This is a genomic window from Massilia aurea, from assembly GCF_014200505.1.
Classification (GTDB): Bacteria; Pseudomonadota; Gammaproteobacteria; order Burkholderiales; family Burkholderiaceae_D; genus Telluria; species Telluria aurea_B.
Genome location: NZ_JACHBX010000002.1, coordinates 204,943 through 221,424 on the forward strand (window position 1 = coordinate 204,943; position 16,482 = coordinate 221,424).

The window sequence follows — 16,482 nt, forward strand, 5'->3', positions numbered from 1 at the left end:
TCCCGCGAAGGCGGGAACCTCAGTTTGCCGGCGTTACCGCTGCGCTAAACTTGGGTTCCCGCCTGCGCGGGAACGACGGCGATGGTCTATCAGCGTGACGTAGTGTTAGAACAGGTCGGCGTCCAGCGCCGTCAGGTTCGCGGCGCCCGAGCGTGCCTGGCGGATCAGCATCGCGGTTTCCGGATACAGACGTGCGAAGTAGAAGCGGATCGTCGCCAGCTTCGATTCATAGAAGCGGTCGCCCGAATCGAGCTTGGCCAGTGCGATCTTGGCTTGCTGCGCGAACAGGTAGCTGTAGACCAGGTGACCGGCTACGCGCAGGTAAGGCACGGCGGCCGCGCCCACTTCGTCTGGATTCTGGAACGCCTTCATGCCGATTTCCATCGTCAGCTTGGTGACCTTGTCGCCCAGCTCGCCCAGTGGCGTGACGAATTCGGACATGTTCTCGTCCAGGCCATTGTCTTCGACAAAGCTCTTGATCTTCTCGCCGAACTTGCGCAGCTTGGCGCCGTTGTCCATCAGGATCTTGCGGCCCAGCAGGTCCAGCGACTGGATCGTGTTGGTGCCTTCATAGATCATGTTGATGCGCGCGTCACGCACGTACTGCTCCATGCCCCATTCGGCGATGTAGCCGTGGCCGCCGTAGACCTGCATCGCTTCGGAGGTCGCGATCCAGCCGTTATCGGTGATGAATGCCTTGATGATTGGCGTGAGCAGCGCGACTTCGTCAGCGGCTTCCTTGCGCACGTCTTCATCGGTGTGGTTCAGTTCGCGGTCGATCTGCAGCGCGACGTACGACGAGAACGCGCGGCCGCCTTCAGCGAAGGCTTTTGCGGTCAAGAGCATGCGGCGCACGTCCGGGTGCACGATGATCGGGTCGGCTGGCTTGTCCGGTGCTTTCACGCCCGAGAGGCTGCGCATCTGGATGCGGTCTTTTGCATACGCCAGCGCATTCTGGTACGCCACTTCGGTGAGGCCCAGCGACTGCATGCCCACGCCCAGGCGGGCCGCGTTCATGAACACGAACATTGCCTGCAGGCCCTTGTGCGGCTGGCCGATCAGCGTGGCGCGTGCGTTGTCCAGGTTCATCTGGCAGGTCGAGTTGCCGTGGATGCCCATCTTTTCTTCGATGGCGCCGCAGGCGATGCCATTACGCTCGCCGATCGAGCCGTCTTCGTTCGGCATGAACTTCGGCACCAGGAACAGCGAGATGCCTTTCGAGCCTTCCGGTGCATCCGGCAGGCGCGCCAGCACCAGGTGGACGATGTTGTCCGAGATATCGTGTTCACCGGCCGAGATGAAGATCTTCGAGCCGGTGATCAGGTAGGTGCCGTCGCCTTGCGGTTCGGCTTTCGAACGCAACAGGCCCAGGTCGGTGCCGCAGTGCGCTTCGGTCAGGCACATGGTACCGGTCCATTCACCCGAGACGAGCTTTGGCAGGTACAGGCGTTTCTGGTCGTCGGTGCCGTGCTCGAGCAGGCACTCGTAGGCGCCGTGCGACAGGCCCGGGTACATCGACCAGGCCTGGTTCGACGAATTGAGCATCTCGTAGAACGAGTTATTCAGCGTGATCGGCAGGCCCTGGCCGCCGTATTCCGGATCGCACGCGAGCGCAGCCCAGCCGCCTTCGACATACTGTTTATACGCCTGCTTGAAGCCCTTCGGCGTGGTCACGCTCTTGTCGGCAGCATTGAACGTGCAGCCTTCGCGGTCGCCCGAGTGGTTCAGCGGGAACAGCACTTCCTGGGTGAATTTTGCACCTTCTTCGAGTACCTGGTTGATGATGTCGGTATCGATTTCCTGGTATTTCGGCAGATTCTTGAATTCTTCGGTGACATTGAGGAACTCGTGCAGAACGAACTGCATATCCCGGATTGGCGCGACGTACTGACCCATGGTTTTCTCCTGAAGAGGTGTGACGATTGTTGGACGTGACAGGCGGCCTTATGCCGCCTGGTGGTCTTGCGATTGTTGGGAATTGCGGTAATTCTCGATCAGGCGTTCAAAGCCGGCCCGGGCCCGTTCGACGGCGCCCGGATTGCGCAGGAAACGCGCATCGTGGTGCAGCGCCAGGATCAGGCCGTGCATTTCAAACACCAGCTGTTCGGCATCGAAACCGGTGTGCAGGTGCCGCAGTTCCATTGCCTGCTCCACGCTGCGCAGCAAGGCGCCCTGCCACGCGCGGACCATCGACACCAGCTCTTCGCGGATCGGCCCTTCGCGGTCGTCGTATTCGACGGCGCCACTGATATAGATGCACCCGGACGCGATTTCGACCGACACCCGCTTGACCCAGCGCGTGTACATCGCCACCAGGCGCGGCAGGCCACGGGTTTCCTTGATGCTCGGATAGAAAACCTCTTGCTCGAAGCGATGGTGGTACAGCTTGACCACCTCGAGTTGCAGGTCTTCGCGCGAACCGAAGTGCGCGAACACGCCGGACTTGCTCATGCTCATCCGGTCGGCCAGCAGGCCAATCGTCAAGCCTTCGAGGCCGTTGCGGCTGGCGAGTTCGAGCGCGACGTCGAGAATTGCCGCCCGCGTCTGCTCGCCCTTGCGCATGAATTTTGCTGAAGTACTGATAGCTTCCCCTGGTCTCGAAAAAATCCGAACGCTCGTACTATTATCTATCGGGCCTGGAATGTCAAACGGGAACTTAGAGGTGCGGTTCTATTGATGAAAAACAACCCGCGACACCCGGAGAAAGCGCCTTTTGCTGACGGCCCGGCTTGCAGGCGAGCGGCAGAAAACAGTTGTTTCATCTGCTAAAGGTACAGCATTTTCGGGGTGTCCGGTGCGTGATTTACAAGCACGGCGCACCTCGATGCAGCTTGACTGTTACCATTAATAATCGAGCAACAAACTTGGCAACATCCAGCGCGCAGACGAAAGGTCCACAGCATGAGCGGCAACTATCAGATTGAACAGGTCGTCGAACCGGACGACAGCGAACTGCAGCTGGCCATCCGCGCCTTCTCGTTGCAGGAAGGTGGCGCCGAACCCGCTCAGGCAGCAACGAGCGGCGCGGATTCGATGCAGCACTTTCTGGTGCTGCTCGGCCATGCGTGTGCGCGGCTGGACAGCGGTACGACGGCGGACGACGCGGTTGCCGACCTGGTCCGGCGCGGCCTGGACCAGGGCACGGCGCAGGTCGTCGTCGACAAGGCCGTCGATGTCGTGGCCTCGAACCGGGCGCTCGAAAGCGCACCACCGGCGCAGCATGTGCGCCCCCGATCCGGCAAGAGCATCCGGGTATTCGCCATCGTGCTGGTGATCGTCGCGCTGGTCGTGGCTTTGCTGGTCATGCGCTAACGCCCGCCACGTCTATTCGCCTGCCTGCTCCATCGCACGGCGATCGCGCTTGGTCGGCCGTCCCTTGATCTCCAAGCTCGGCTCCGGATACAGGCGCCGCGCGACTTTGTCGAGTTCGCGCTTGGCGATGCTCTCGTCGGTTTCGAAATACAGCGTGCGCGCCACCGGGGCGCCGCCGCGCGCGCCCGAGATGGCGGCGACGATGATCTCCCAGCGGTCCGAGCCGTTATCGATCAGCATCTTGTCGTTGATCTTGACCGTGCGCGCCGGCTTGACCGGCTCGCCGTCGATCCGCACCCGCCCGCGCTCGACCGCATCCTGGGCCAGCGAGCGTGTCTTGAAAAAGCGTGCTGCCCACAGCCATTTGTCCAGCCGGACATTTTCTTTGTCTTTGTCCATCGTTATCCCTTATTACGCATACCCGATGGCGCACACGCGCATCACCAGTTTGTAGCCGACATACGCACAGCCGTTGACGGCGCGGCGCAGCCAGCCGATGTCGGCAAATTCCTGCGGACAGACTTCGACCCCGTCCGCGATGCCCCGTTCGATGTGCGCGCGCATCGACGCGGCAAACACCGGATCGTCGACGACGATATTGGCTTCCTGGTTCACGAACAGCGACAGGCCGTCGCAGTTGCTCGAGCCGACCGTGGCCCAGTAGTCGTCCACCACCGCCACCTTCGCATGCAGTTGTGTCTTGCAGTATTCGACCACGCGGATGCCATCGGCCAGCAGTTTCGGATAGAACGATTGCGCCACCGCGTCCTGGATCGCGAACTCGCCCACCCCGATCAGGAGCGTGACGGCGACGCCGCGCTGCGCCGCATGCGCGAGCGCCTTGCGAAACTTGCGGCCCGGCGCGAAGTACGGCGTGGCCAGCAGCACGCTGTGGCGCGCATGGCCCAGCGCCTGCAGGTAGGCACGCTGGATGGTGGTGCGGTTGCGCAGGTTGTCACGCACAACGAAGGCGGCGCGCGCGGGACTGGCGCACGAGGGCGGCGGTTGCTTGCGCATTTCGCGGAACAGTTCCAGGCGCTTGCGCAGCCGCAGGCGGCCGGTGCGGGTCCACTGGCCCTGCGCTTCGTGGTGGATCTGCGCGACGATCGGCCCGCGCAGCAATGCCGTGAAATCCCAGCGCGGCGCCGGCAGGCGGTGGCCGTCGGCGTGGTCGCACAGCCAGTCGTCGTTGACATTGATGCCGCCGACAAACGCGACTTCGCGGTCGATCACAGTGATCTTGCGGTGCGAGCGGGCGATGCCGCGCTTGCACAGCGGATTGAAGACGCGGTACTGGGCGCCGGCCTGGGTCAGCACCTGGCCCAGCCGGGAGGTGACGCGGTGGCCGGTGCCGAACCAGTCGACCAGCACCCGCACCTTGACGCCGCGTTGGGCCGCGCGCGCGAGCGCATCGCGCACGGCGTCGCCCGTGTCGTCTTCGGCAAAGATATAGGTTTCGAACAGGACTTCGTGCCGGGCAGCGTCGAGCGCGGCGATCAGCGCCGGGAAGAACGCAACGCCGCTCTCCAACAGCGTGATGTCGTTATCGTCGACGAAGGTGACGCTGCGCATGGCCTCAGGCCAGCTCGAGTTCCGCCACGATCGGTGCGTGGTCGGACAGCTTGGCCCACAGGGGGCCGTGCATCACTTGCGCCGAGTTGACCTTGAAGCCGCGCACGTAGATGCGGTCCAGGCGGAACCACGGCAGCATCGCCGGGAACGTGCGCGCCGGCGCCAGGCGCGGCTTGCGCCCGGCCCAGCCGCGCACCATGTCGCCCATCGGCGAGCGCGGGCTCAGCTCGTCGAACACTTCGCACACGCCCAGGCCGGCGCGCAGCTTGTCGCTCAAGGTGTTGCGCCAGTCGTTGAAGTCGCCAGCGATGATGACCGGCTCGCCATTGGGCGCCGACGAATTGACGGCATCGATCAGCGACTGCGTCTGGCGCCCTCGCCCGCCTTCGAACAGGCCCAGGTGCACGACATAGCAGTGCACCGGACACTCGGGCGTACCCAGCACGCAGTGCAGGATGCCGCGCTGCTCGTAGGCGTGGTCCGAGACATCGTGGTTGTGCGAGTTTTCGATCGGGTAGGTACTGAGCAGCGCATTGCCATGGTGACCGTGGTCGTAGACCGCGTTCATGCCATACGCCGTGTGGTGCAGGTCGGAGGCAAAATAATCGTACTGGGCTGTTTCAGGCCAGTGCCGATGGCCACGGTCTTCCTTGCCGAAGCGTGCCTGGTGCCGGTCGTGCCGGCCCTGGACTTCTTGCAGGAAGACGACATTGGCGTCGAATTCAGCGATCGCTTTCTTCAGTGCGATCACGCGGGGCGTGCTGCGCAGCGAGGAAACGCCCTTGTGAATGTTGTAGGTGGCCACACGAATTTTCATGGGAACATTCTACCCGGATCGGACTGCCGTTCTCGTGAAACGGACCCAATCGTGCGCTTATTAAAGCGCTGGCGCGTTCGGCAGGTTGCCAGTTCTCGCACTCTTTTTAGAAACCAATAGTAACAAACTACCTTCAGGCGATCGCATGCGCCTGGTCGTACACTGCTTCGTGGCCCGAGACGATCATGCGGCGCGGGCGGTGTGCAGCCGCCTCATCCTTTTGCGCGCGGGGCGCCATTGGGCCACACAGGCGCAGGCCATCCATCAGGTCGATATAGATGCAATCGTCGCCGAGTGTGATTGCTTTTACTTTCTTGTCGCTATTCAGTTTGAAGTTATCCATTTTTCTCTCAGAATCATCCACTTAAAAGTTGCACATCGAAAATTCACACTGGGTGAACTATTGACCTTAGACTACTGATTTCTGACTGTCAACCGTGGAATATATGGTGCCTGTCCGTTACCTACCATATTTAATTCACTCGCGAAACGTGTCACCAAGTGTCGCGAAATGTATCTTCATAGGAGAACGTTCACTTTTTGGTGTGTATGTGAGTGTTAGCGAACAGAGTCAAATTAAAAAAAGCACTTACGTACTTTTGCTGTAAAACGTCATTTTATTGCTCCGTAAAAGCAATATTCAATGATGATTTACTGCAAATATGCTTCTTTTAAGAAATTTTATTTGCTTTTGGGATTGGGCGCGAGCTGGCGCGGCAGCTGCAGGATGGCTTCGGCATTCGAGGCCGAGAAGCAGCGATCGGCCGCTTCCAGGTAGGGCAGCCAGGCGTGGGCGATGTGCTCGCGTGGACTGAGGATGATGGGGATGTCGCGCGGCACGCAGACGGAAAACACGTGCTCGGTGTTCTGCGTCACGCCGGGGGCGTAGCGGTGGCGCCAGAGGGGGTAGATTTCATAGATATTGGATAACTGCCAGTCACACAGGACGATCTGCTCGCCGTCAGCCACGATGCCGGTCTCTTCGAACAGTTCGCGCGCGGCGGTCTCCAGCAGCGGCTCGTCGAGCCGGTCGAGCGAGCCGGTGACCGATTGCCAGAAGCCCGGCTGACCGGCGCGTTCGATCACCAGCACGTCCAGCTCGGACGTGTGGATGACGACCAGCACCGATTCAGGGATCTTGTAGGCTTGCATGACAGAAAGAGCGGGGTTGGCAGCCAGGCCACCTCCCCCGCCCGCCATTACGCCACCTTCGGTTCGTTACGCAGGCGGATGTGCAGCTCTTTCAATTGCTTCTCGTCGACTTCGGACGGTGCATTGGTCAGCAAGCACTGCGCGCGCTGCGTTTTCGGGAACGCGATCACGTCGCGGATCGACTCGGAGCCCGTCATCAGCGTGATCAGGCGATCCAGGCCGAAGGCCAGGCCACCGTGCGGCGGCGCGCCGTATTGCAGCGCGTCCAGCAGGAAGCCAAACTTGAGCTGCGCTTCTTCGGCGTCGATCTTCAGCGCGCGGAACACCTTGCTCTGGACTTCTTCGCGGTGGATACGGATCGAACCGCCGCCCAGTTCCCAGCCGTTCAGGACCATGTCGTAGGCCTTGGCGATACAGGCGCCCGGATTGGTCTCGAGCATGTCTTCGTGGCCGTCTTTCGGGGCCGTGAACGGGTGGTGGGTTGCGGTCCAGCGATCGCCGTCTTCGTCGTGTTCGAACATCGGGAAGTCGATGACCCACAGCGGCGACCAGACGTCGTCGAACAGGCCGGCCTTCTTGCCGAATTCCGAGTGACCGATCTTCACGCGCAGCGCGCCCAGGGCGTCGTTGACGACCTTGGCCTTGTCGGCGCCGAAGAAGATCAGGTCGCCGTCCTGCGCGCCCGTCAGTTCCAGGATTTGCGCCAAGACTTCATCGGACAGGTTCTTGACGATCGGCGACTGCAGGCCGTCACGGCCCTTGGCTTTCTCGTTGACCTTGATGTAGGCCAGACCACGGGCGCCGTAGATCGCGACGAACTGGGTGTACGCGTCGATCTCGGAACGCGGCATCGAGCCGCCCTGCGGCACGCGCATGCCGACCACACGGCCGTTAGGCAGGTTGGCGGCGCTGTTGAAGACCTTGAACTCGACCGTCTTCATCAGTTCGGTCAGCTCGGTGAATTCGAGCTTGACGCGCATGTCCGGCTTGTCCGAACCGTACATCGCCATCGCGGTGGCAAAGTCCATCACTGGGAACGGGTTCGGCAGTTCGATGCCGGTCGTGTTCTTGAACACGACGCGCATCATTTCTTCGAACATGTCGCGGATCTCTTGTTCGGTCAGGAACGAGGTTTCGCAGTCGATCTGGGTGAATTCAGGCTGGCGGTCAGCGCGCAGATCTTCGTCGCGGAAGCACTTGGTGATCTGGTAGTAACGGTCGAAGTTGGCGACCATCAGCAGCTGCTTGAACAGCTGTGGCGACTGCGGCAGTGCGAAGAAGTTGCCCGCGTTGACGCGCGACGGCACCAGGTAATCGCGCGCGCCTTCCGGGGTCGACTTGGTCAGCATCGGGGTTTCGATGTCGATGAAGCCCAGGTTGTCGAGGTACTTGCGCACTTCCATCGACACCTTGTAGCGCAGCTTCAGGTTGTGCTGCATCTGGCCGCGGCGCAGGTCGAGCACGCGGTGCGTCAGGCGGGTGGTTTCCGACAGGTTGTCGTCGTCCAGCTGGAACGGCACCGGCACCGAGGCGTTGAGCACTTCGACTTCGGTCGCGGTGACTTCGATCTTGCCCGAGGCCAGGTTGGCGTTGACGGTGCCGGCCAGACGGTTGGTCACGGTGCCGACGATGCGCAGGCAATACTCATTACGCACGTGCTCGGCTGCCTTGAAGACGGCGGCGTTGTCCGGATGGCAGACCACCTGCACCAGGCCTTCGCGGTCGCGCAGGTCGATGAAGATCACCCCGCCGTGGTCGCGGCGGCGATGCACCCAGCCGCACAGGTTGACGGTTTGGCCCAGCAGTTCCTCGGTGACGAGGCCGCAGTAATTGGTACGCATGGTGGACATAGTTTTCGTTCCAGGTTGATTGATTTGTCGGCGCCGCCATCGCGGGCGGCCCAGATTCTGTGATGCGTTATTTGACTGCCGCAGGATTGGCGGCGCCGAGCGGCACGTGGCTCGGTGCGACCACGCCCATCGAGACGATGTACTTGAGCGCCGCGTCGACAGTCATGTCGAGTTCTTTCACGCGGCTGCGTTCCATCATCAGGAAAAAGCCCGAGGTGGGGTTTGGCGTCGTGGGTACGTACACGCTCACGAAGTCGCCCACCAGGTGGTTGGTCACGTCGCCGCCCGGCACGCCGGTCAGAAACGCGATCGTATACGAGTCGGCGTGCGGATACGGGATCAGCACCGCCTGGCGAAAGGCATTGCCGGACGACGAGAACAGCGTGTCGGACACCTGCTTGACGCTGCCGTACAGCGAGCTGACGACCGGCACGCGCTTGAGCAGGCGCTCGCCCACGCGCACGATGTACTTGCCGACCAGGTTGTTGGTAAGCAGGCCCGTGACGAACACGATGGCCAGCGTCAGCACCGCGCCGATGCCCGGCACGTCCATGCCGATGAACTGGCGCGGCTGCCAGGCGGCCGGCACGAACATCAGCGACTGGTCGAGCGTGCTGATGATCAGGCTCAGGACCCAGGCCGTAATGGCCAGGGGTACCAGCACCAGCAGGCCGGTGATGAAATATTTACGCATCGGATATCCCGTTATTCTTGTTGGCGCGGCGCAGGGACGCGCCGGGCTCAGGTGCTGCTTTTGTCGCCGCCACCGCTGGTGCTGCCACCGCTGCTGCTGTTTGTAGCAGGCGTAGCAGGCCCAGCGGGCGCTGGCGTGGCCGGTGCAGCTGCGGCAGCCGGCGCGGCCGCTGCGCCCGTGTCAGCGCCGCCCGTGCCCGCAGCGGTGCCAGTGGCAGGCGGCGTGCCGCCACGGAAATCGGTCACGTACCAGCCCGAGCCCTTGAGCTGGAAACCGGCTGCAGTCACCTGCTTCTTGAACGATGGCTTGGCGCAGGACGGGCAGACGGTCAGGACCGGGTCCGATATCTTTTGCAGTACATCTTTGGAAAAACCGCATTCTTCGCAGCGATAGGCATAAATCGGCATTCTGGTGCTCCGCAAAAATCTTCAAAACCCTGAATTATAAAGCTTTTGCCGCAGCATTTACGGCATTGCGGCGGCCCGGGTACAAGACAGCGCCGCATTCGGCAAATGGCAGCAGCATCGTGTTGTTTTTCACCACGTCAGCAGGCGAACTGTTTGCTCGTGCACAGCATCGGTGATTTAATACGGCTTCTTTACCGGATGTTGGTCGCAGGAAAGCTCTGCCACTGCGAGAACACAAGAAACAGAAGGCTGCGAGATGTTCGTATCAGCGCAGCCCATAAAAGAACACAGCTTATCAAGCCCGCTCACGCGGGCTTTTTTCTTGGGCGCGGTCAGGTGAACGCGTGGACGGGAAACCCGTCCACCCTACTTGGTTGCTCTCAGAGGAAGTACAGCGCAGCCAGCGCGGTGCAGGCGCCCGTCGCCAGCAAGGTCAGGAACGTCAGCATGCGATTGGTGCGGCGCTGCTCAACCACCAGCATCGCCATCATCTCGCTGTTGGCGATGTGCGGATGGTGCCCTTTCGACTCGCGCTCCAGCGCCTGGTGCACGAGGCGCGGCAGTTGCGGGAAGATCTGGGCGTAGCGCGGCGCTTCGGCCTTCAGGCGCTCGACCAGGCCTTGCCAACCCACCTGCTCGGCCATCCAGCGCTCCAGGTACGGCTTGGCCGTCTTCCACAAGTCCAGATCCGGGTCGAGCTGGCGGCCCAGGCCTTCGATATTGAGCAGCGTCTTTTGCAGCAGCACCAGTTGCGGCTGCACCTCGACATTGAAGCGGCGCGAGGTCTGGAACAGGCGCAGCAGGATCTGGCCGAACGAGATGTCCTTCAGGGGCCGGTCGAAGATCGGTTCGCAGCAGGCCCGCACGGCCGACTCGAGTTCGTCCACGCGCGTGCTCGGCGGCGCCCAGCCCGACTCGATGTGGGCTTCGGCCACGCGCTTGTAGTCGCGCTGGAAGAAGGCCAAAAAGTTCTGCGACAGGTAATCCTTGTCGAAGTCGGTCAGCGTGCCGACGATGCCGAAGTCGAGCGCGATGTAGCGGCCCAGCGTTTCCGGCGCGGTCGACACCAGAATATTCCCAGGGTGCATGTCGGCGTGGAAGAAGCCGTCACGGAACACCTGCGTGAAGAAAATCTCCACACCATCGCGCGACAGCTTCTTGAGGTCGACGCCGGCCGCGGCCAGGCGATCGATCTGCGACACCGGCAAGCCGTGCATGCGCTCCATGACGATCACGCTGCTCGAGCAATAGTCCCAGTACATCTCGGGCACCATCAGCAGCGTCGAATCGGCGAAGTTGCGGCGCAGCTGGCTGGCGTTGGCGGCCTCGCGCATCAGGTCGAGCTCGTCGTGCAGGTATTTGTCGAATTCGGCCACGACTTCGCGCGGCTTCAGGCGCCGCGCTTCGCTCCAGACCTTTTCGATCAGGTTCGCAGCCATGCGCATCAGCGCCATGTCTTCGTCGATCAGCTTCTTCATGCCCGGGCGCAGCACCTTGACGGCGACTTCCTTGCCGTTCTTGAGCGTGGCGAAGTGCACCTGGGCGATCGACGCCGAAGCGATCGGCTCGCGCTCGAAGTGGGCGAACAGCTGGTCGGGATGGGTGCCGAGCGAACGCGTGATCTGCGCCACCGCCAGGTCGGAGCCGAATGGCGGCACGCGATCCTGCAGCATGGCGAGCTCATCGGCGATATCGGGCGGCACCAGGTCGCGCCGGGTCGACAGCACCTGGCCGAACTTCACGAAGATCGGCCCCAGTTCTTCGAGCGCCTGGCGCAGCCGCACGGCGCGCGGCGACGTGATCGTGCGCCAGAAGAAGAACGTGTTCATCAGGCGCGCGGTGCGCGGAGCGTTGATGCTGGTGACGGCAATTTCGTCCAGGCCGTACTTGGTGAAGACGGTGAGAATGCGCAGCAGGCGCAGGAATTTCAATATCATCGACGATCCGGATTCTGGTCTGCGCTTACAGCAAAGGTGGAAGAAGGTTTGGCGGCGCTGCGCTGGGCCAGCGCATGTTCGAGCCGCGCGATGCGCTTGGCGCTGCGCTCGACATCGTCGCGCAGGCGCACGACATCGGCGGCAAAGGCGTCGCGCTGGACCGGCCGCACCAGCACCGGCCGCTCGTCGGCCAGGAATTCAGCGAGATTCTCGGCCAGGCGACGCCCTGCTTCGCCCAGGCCACTGACGGTGCGGCGCGCGCCCTGGTGCAGGCGGTAGGCGGCCACCGGCCCGACGACACGCTCGAGGTCGTACTCGGCATCCCAGCGCAGGCCGTTGGCCAGCTGCGAAATCACGTTGGCAAATTCGGCATCGCCCTCGATCTTCACGTACGACAGCGCGCGCGTGCGGTCTTGCGCGATCAGCGGCAGGTCGGCCGGCTTGATGCGGATGGTGACGTTGGCCGGCGCTGCATCCTGGCTGGCCTCGAACAGGCCGTCAGGCGCCACCAGCACGCGCAGCTGGGCCACACCGGCATCGATGCATGCCTGCTTGCCGACATGGCGCGCGAGCGCAGCGCGAGCCCAGGCTTCCTGGGCCAGCAGGTGATTGATTGCGGCAACGGCAGGCACGGTCAGCGCATGCTGGGGTGACAAGGTCGACAGGGATGGAAGATTCGGAAACATGGCGGGACTACCCTCAAAAAACAAAACCGCCCGGAGTGATTCGGGCGGTTTTGATCTTACCAGTTCGCCGGGCATGCACCCGGTGTTACGGAATCGGCAAACAAAATAATTCCGGTTCGCCTGCGGCGTACTTAGTTCGGCTGCTGAATGCCAGCCAGCACCCAGCCACCCGCGCCCGACAGCGGCTTGGACATGTTCCAGACCTCGACGAACGGCTCTGGCAATGCGTCTTTCGCGCTGCGGATCATGGCGTTGAACTGCACGCTCGCCAGGTAATCGGTGGCTGTCTGCTCGATGCCCAGCAACTGCGCATCGACATTGACGACGTCGGTGAAATCAGCGACGGCGCCGCGTTCCTGGATCTGCAGCTTGAGTTCAGCGAAGACTTCAGGCGACGTGAATTCGCGCAGATCGTTCGTGTCGCCACGATCCCAGGCTGCCTGCATGCGGATGAACGACGACTTCGCATGACGCAGGAAGCTTTCGCTGTCGAAGTCGGCCGGTACGCCCCATTGCTGGTGCGCTGCCGGAGTAGCGACATTACCGAAATTCGCTGCATTCAGGCCGCCGCGGTCCTTTTCCAGTGCCACGCCGCCCTGGAATGCGGTGGGCTGCGGACGCAGACCGGAACCGATTTCAGGCGTGCCAACACCACCGGCCGCCTGCGGCTTGAAGCCGCCGCTGAAACCGGCTGCAGATGGATTGGCCGGCGTGTCCTTGCGGCGGAACATGCGTACCAGGAACATGATGACAAGGCCGAACAGCGCGAACATCAGGATGCCCGCGATGATGCTGGCCATCGCGCCGCCAATCCCCAGGTGCGACAGCAGCATGCCCAGACCGAGGCCCAGCAGTGCGCCGCCGAGGATGTTGCGCATCATGCTTGGCTTCTTGGCGGCGGCCGCAGCACCCGCGGCGCCCGCGCCGGCAGCAGCTGGTGCGGCCTGGTTCGGGGTCTGGCGCTGCATGCTCTGTGCGGGCGCCGGTGCCGGGGCCGGCATCTGGCGCACGGCCTGCGACTGGCGGCCGACCGAGCGCTTGCCGCCCATCGGGCGTGCGTAGGCCTCGGCCACCATCGAGAATGCGGTGACTGCGAGAAGCGTCGTGACCAGGAATTTTTTCATTGTCTCCGTCCTTTATTGGAACTTCAGTTAAAACTACAGCTTGATACCGGTGTGCAAAGCGGCCACACCCGCCGTCAGGTTGAAATACTGGACCCGCTCCAGTCCCGCGTCCTCCAGCATGCCCTTCAGGGTGTCCTGATCGGGGTGCATGCGGATCGATTCGGCCAGGTAGCGATAGCTTTCAGCGTCGCCGGCAATCCGCTGGCCCAGCCACGGCAACACCGAGAACGAATACACGTCATACGGCTTTTGCAGTGGCGCGATCACTTTCGAGAATTCGAGCACCAGCAATTTGCCGCCCGGCTTGAGCACGCGGCGCATTTCGGCCAGTGCCTGATCCTTGTGCGTCATGTTGCGCAGGCCAAAGGCCACGCTGACCCGGTCGAAGTAATTGTCCGGGAACGGCAACTTTTCGGCGTTACACAACATGGTTGGGGTGACAAGTCCTTTATTCAAGAGACGGTCACGGCCAACGCGCAGCATCGACTCGTTGATGTCGGTGAGCCAGACTTCGCCCGTCTTGCCGGCCTGCTTGGCGAAAGCCTTGGCCAGGTCGCCCGTGCCGCCGGCGATATCGAGCACCTTGAAGCCGGGCCGCACGCCCGCCTGCGCGATCGTGAACAGTTTCCAGGCGCGGTGCAGGCCGGCCGACATCAGATCGTTCATGACATCGTACTTCGCGGCGACCGAGTGGAAGACCTTGGCGACTTCCTGGACCTTCTGGTCCTCGGCGACGGTCTTGTAGCCGAAGTGGGTGGTGTTTGTCATAGTGGCATGCAGGTTGGGGGTTGCCACATTATACAAGGACCCGGCGCGAGGGCCGCGCTGCTGAGCTGACTGTCACCAGCGCGTTCAACACAGGCGCCAGCAAGGGGATTACGCGCCCTGCGCCCGGTTGGATTCAACTTTTTACGCTTGTTGGTTACCCACAACGCATCTGCGCCACAGTGTGCGATTAAGAGAAAATCATCGCACGTGCCTCTTTTCCAAGCCGCTCGCCGCGACTAAGATCATTAGCAACAGACAAACTCTATTTTCAAATTGTTATGCGAAAAATCAAACTTTCAATTCAATATCGCATTTCTCCTTAGACTTTTATCAATAGCTGTGCGCCATGCGTGCTGCATTTTTGGTTTAATTAACACGATCTTCCAGCCGGCAAGCGCCGGTCGTTGCGCCCATCGACGTTGCATGTTCCCCATGGTGTGCCGGGATGCATCACAGCGTAGCGGGTGCCAACCAGTTTGATGAGGATACCGGTGCCTGTAAAACGTCTTATCTGCATTACGCGTGAAGGCAGTGCGCACGCCCGCGCCTGCCATGGCGCCCTGCCCGGCTGGGATGTCTGCGTCGTCGAGCATCCCGCTGCGGCGCGCAAGGTCTTGTCCCAGCAACACTATGGCGTTGGCCTGCTGCTCGACAGCAGCGACAGCGCAGACGATGCCGAGCTCGAACGTTTCCTGCACCAGCACCACCATGTGCGCTGGGTTGGCGTGTTCGACGCGCACCGCCTCGTCCAGCCGGCCCTGCGCGAACTGATTGCGGCGCATCTGGTCGACTTTCATACGCTGCCGGTCGATACGCTGCGGCTGCAGCACTCGCTGGGCCACGCCCACGGCATGGCGAGCATGGCCACGCGGCCGGCGCTGCACGATGGCGCACTGCGCGTGAGCCACATCGACGGCGCCTCGGCCGCGATCGCCCGCCTGCGCTCGCACATCGACAAGATCGCCGCCGTCGACGCACCGGTCCTGATCTGCGGTGAGAGCGGCAGCGGCAAGGAGCTGGCCGCGCAGGAAATCCACCTGCGCTCGCCGCGCGCCACCGGCCCGTTCATCGCCATCAATTGTGCGGCCATGGCGCCGACGCTGATCCATTCGGAACTGTTCGGCCACGAACGGGGCGCCTTTACCGGCGCCATGCGCGACAAGCAGGGCCTGCTCGAAGCGGCATCGGGCGGCAGCATTTTCCTCGACGAGATCGGCGACCTGCCGCTGGACCTCCAGGCAAGCTTGCTGCGTTTCCTGCAAGAGCGCGTGATCTACCGGGTCGGCGGCACCCGCACCATCGCGGTCGATGCACGCGTGATCACCGCCACCCACGTCGACCTGCCCCAGGCCGTGGCCGACGGCCGCTTCCGCGAAGACTTGTACTACCGCCTCAGCGTGTTTCCCATCCGCGTACCGGCGCTGCGGGAACGCAAGGAAGACTTGCCGTTGCTGACCGATCTCATCTTCAACAAGTTCGCCAGCGAACGCAGTCCACAACTCAAGGGCGTGAGCCGCGAAGCCTTGCAGGCGATGGCGCGCTACGACTGGCCCGGCAATGTCCGCGAGCTGATCAACCGCATGCGCCGCGCCATGGTGTTGGCCGAGCATCGCCTCGTGATGCCGGAAGACCTCGATTTGCCGGGTGTCGGGCCCATCTGCCCGAACGGCGTTGGCCTGGGCACATCGCGCCTGAGCGCCGAACGCGTGGCCATCGGCGAAAGCCTGGCCCGCAGCGGCAACAACATCAGCCGGGCAGCGCGCGAACTGGGTGTATCGCGCATGACGCTGTATCGCCTGATGGCCAAGCACGAGATTTCGGTGTAGGCGCCAATCCTCGCCCGGCGTCGGCCCCGTCCTACCGGGTTTGTCCTTGAATTCACAGGGTTTTTATGCAGCGTGCTTGCCGAGAGGCAGCACGCTGAAGCGCCTTCTTCACTCTGTCAACCCGGTCTGGCGGTTGCAATTTGATACAGTTTCTTGATCAATTCTGCAACAGTGTCACAGGACAGAGACACTTGTCGTTTCAGCTATTGGTGTGCTTCATCGTTCGGCGATCGGCCTTGCGAGCTCATCAAATTAGTCCTACAAAATCAATGACTTGCTCAAGCGGCCTGTGCTGGCACAAGACCTGCTAATACGGAAGTGGACCGGGCGTCACGAG

16 protein-coding genes are annotated in these 16,482 nt (G+C 62.2%); 2 read left to right on the forward strand and 14 right to left on the reverse strand.

All coding sequences use genetic code 11. From position 1 onward, the window contains the following. Window positions 1-105: 105 nt before the first annotated feature. Both HD842_RS10255 and HD842_RS10260 read right to left on the reverse strand, forming a co-directional pair. A complete protein-coding gene (locus tag HD842_RS10255; RefSeq protein ID WP_183554066.1) occupies window positions 106-1,896 on the reverse strand; it encodes an acyl-CoA dehydrogenase C-terminal domain-containing protein in 1,791 nt (596 codons plus the stop codon). 48 nt (window positions 1,897-1,944) lie between these two features. Beyond that, window positions 1,945-2,562: a TetR/AcrR family transcriptional regulator gene (locus tag HD842_RS10260; RefSeq protein ID WP_183554069.1), complete on the reverse strand. Its 618-nt coding sequence runs from the start codon at window positions 2,560-2,562 to the stop codon at window positions 1,945-1,947. A gap of 339 nt (window positions 2,563-2,901) precedes the next feature. Here HD842_RS10260 and HD842_RS10265 point away from each other — a divergent pair, with 339 nt between their 5' ends. Beyond that, a complete protein-coding gene (locus HD842_RS10265; protein ID WP_183554071.1) occupies window positions 2,902-3,312 on the forward strand; it encodes a hypothetical protein in 411 nt (136 codons plus the stop codon). Window positions 3,313-3,324: 12 nt separating this feature from the next. On the opposite strand, the gene HD842_RS10270 is transcribed toward HD842_RS10265, so the two are convergent. From HD842_RS10270 to ubiE, 12 genes are all read right to left on the reverse strand, one after another. Further along, window positions 3,325-3,711, reverse strand: a complete 387-nt coding sequence (locus tag HD842_RS10270) for an RNA-binding S4 domain-containing protein (protein WP_183554073.1) — start codon at window positions 3,709-3,711, stop codon at window positions 3,325-3,327. 12 nt (window positions 3,712-3,723) lie between these two features. Further along, the gene (clsB, locus tag HD842_RS10275) at window positions 3,724-4,884 is read right to left on the reverse strand and encodes a cardiolipin synthase ClsB (protein ID WP_183554075.1); all 1,161 of its coding nucleotides are present in this window, start codon (window positions 4,882-4,884) and stop codon (window positions 3,724-3,726) included. Between the two features lie 4 nt (window positions 4,885-4,888). After that, window positions 4,889-5,701, reverse strand: a complete 813-nt coding sequence (locus HD842_RS10280; RefSeq protein WP_183554077.1) for an endonuclease/exonuclease/phosphatase family protein — start codon at window positions 5,699-5,701, stop codon at window positions 4,889-4,891. Between the two features lie 133 nt (window positions 5,702-5,834). After that, window positions 5,835-6,044, reverse strand: coding sequence for a hypothetical protein (locus HD842_RS10285; protein ID WP_183554079.1), 210 nt, complete (start codon window positions 6,042-6,044; stop codon window positions 5,835-5,837). A 338-nt stretch (window positions 6,045-6,382) separates the two neighbouring features. Continuing rightward, window positions 6,383-6,853 (reverse strand): dihydroneopterin triphosphate diphosphatase, encoded by a 471-nt coding sequence (gene nudB / locus HD842_RS10290; RefSeq protein ID WP_183555273.1) that lies wholly within the window; start codon window positions 6,851-6,853, stop codon window positions 6,383-6,385. Between the two features lie 47 nt (window positions 6,854-6,900). Beyond that, window positions 6,901-8,703 (reverse strand): aspartate--tRNA ligase, encoded by a 1,803-nt coding sequence (aspS, locus tag HD842_RS10295; protein WP_229424711.1) that lies wholly within the window; start codon window positions 8,701-8,703, stop codon window positions 6,901-6,903. Between the two features lie 67 nt (window positions 8,704-8,770). After that, window positions 8,771-9,397, reverse strand: coding sequence for a DUF502 domain-containing protein (locus tag HD842_RS10300; RefSeq protein WP_183554081.1), 627 nt, complete (start codon window positions 9,395-9,397; stop codon window positions 8,771-8,773). Between the two features lie 47 nt (window positions 9,398-9,444). Continuing rightward, on the reverse strand, window positions 9,445-9,804 hold the full coding sequence (locus tag HD842_RS10305; protein ID WP_183554083.1) for an FmdB family zinc ribbon protein: 360 nt from the start codon (window positions 9,802-9,804) through the stop codon (window positions 9,445-9,447). Between the two features lie 380 nt (window positions 9,805-10,184). Beyond that, window positions 10,185-11,741, reverse strand: a complete 1,557-nt coding sequence (gene ubiB / locus HD842_RS10310; protein ID WP_183554085.1) for a ubiquinone biosynthesis regulatory protein kinase UbiB — start codon at window positions 11,739-11,741, stop codon at window positions 10,185-10,187. After that, the gene (locus HD842_RS10315; protein WP_183554087.1) at window positions 11,738-12,427 is read right to left on the reverse strand and encodes a ubiquinone biosynthesis accessory factor UbiJ; all 690 of its coding nucleotides are present in this window, start codon (window positions 12,425-12,427) and stop codon (window positions 11,738-11,740) included. Before HD842_RS10315 ends, ubiB begins: the two co-directional genes overlap by 4 nt. Before the next feature lie 131 nt (window positions 12,428-12,558). After that, window positions 12,559-13,551 carry a Tim44 domain-containing protein gene (locus HD842_RS10320; protein ID WP_183554089.1) on the reverse strand — a complete coding sequence of 331 codons (993 nt, stop codon included), beginning with the start codon at window positions 13,549-13,551 and terminating at the stop codon, window positions 12,559-12,561. A 33-nt stretch (window positions 13,552-13,584) separates the two neighbouring features. Further along, window positions 13,585-14,319: a bifunctional demethylmenaquinone methyltransferase/2-methoxy-6-polyprenyl-1,4-benzoquinol methylase UbiE gene (gene ubiE, locus HD842_RS10325; RefSeq protein ID WP_183554091.1), complete on the reverse strand. Its 735-nt coding sequence runs from the start codon at window positions 14,317-14,319 to the stop codon at window positions 13,585-13,587. Window positions 14,320-14,810: 491 nt separating this feature from the next. Here ubiE and HD842_RS10330 point away from each other — a divergent pair, with 491 nt between their 5' ends. Next, window positions 14,811-16,145 (forward strand): sigma-54 dependent transcriptional regulator, encoded by a 1,335-nt coding sequence (locus HD842_RS10330; protein ID WP_370660820.1) that lies wholly within the window; start codon window positions 14,811-14,813, stop codon window positions 16,143-16,145. Window positions 16,146-16,482 lie beyond the last annotated feature (337 nt).

Coding starts and splice junctions, on each gene's coding strand:
- HD842_RS10315 (WP_183554087.1), bottom strand. CDS start 12,427: ATGTTTCCGAATCTTCCATCCCTGTCGACCTTGTCACCCCAGCATGCG.
- HD842_RS10260 (WP_183554069.1), bottom strand. CDS start 2,562: ATGCGCAAGGGCGAGCAGACGCGGGCGGCAATTCTCGACGTCGCGCTC.
- HD842_RS10320 (WP_183554089.1), bottom strand. CDS start 13,551: ATGAAAAAATTCCTGGTCACGACGCTTCTCGCAGTCACCGCATTCTCG.
- HD842_RS10300 (WP_183554081.1), bottom strand. CDS start 9,397: ATGCGTAAATATTTCATCACCGGCCTGCTGGTGCTGGTACCCCTGGCC.
- aspS (WP_229424711.1), bottom strand. CDS start 8,703: ATGTCCACCATGCGTACCAATTACTGCGGCCTCGTCACCGAGGAACTG.
- HD842_RS10285 (WP_183554079.1), bottom strand. CDS start 6,044: ATGGATAACTTCAAACTGAATAGCGACAAGAAAGTAAAAGCAATCACA.
- HD842_RS10265 (WP_183554071.1), top strand. CDS start 2,902: ATGAGCGGCAACTATCAGATTGAACAGGTCGTCGAACCGGACGACAGC.
- HD842_RS10280 (WP_183554077.1), bottom strand. CDS start 5,701: ATGAAAATTCGTGTGGCCACCTACAACATTCACAAGGGCGTTTCCTCG.
- HD842_RS10305 (WP_183554083.1), bottom strand. CDS start 9,804: ATGCCGATTTATGCCTATCGCTGCGAAGAATGCGGTTTTTCCAAAGAT.
- clsB (WP_183554075.1), bottom strand. CDS start 4,884: ATGCGCAGCGTCACCTTCGTCGACGATAACGACATCACGCTGTTGGAG.
- ubiE (WP_183554091.1), bottom strand. CDS start 14,319: ATGACAAACACCACCCACTTCGGCTACAAGACCGTCGCCGAGGACCAG.
- nudB (WP_183555273.1), bottom strand. CDS start 6,853: ATGCAAGCCTACAAGATCCCTGAATCGGTGCTGGTCGTCATCCACACG.
- HD842_RS10270 (WP_183554073.1), bottom strand. CDS start 3,711: ATGGACAAAGACAAAGAAAATGTCCGGCTGGACAAATGGCTGTGGGCA.
- ubiB (WP_183554085.1), bottom strand. CDS start 11,741: ATGATATTGAAATTCCTGCGCCTGCTGCGCATTCTCACCGTCTTCACC.
- HD842_RS10255 (WP_183554066.1), bottom strand. CDS start 1,896: ATGGGTCAGTACGTCGCGCCAATCCGGGATATGCAGTTCGTTCTGCAC.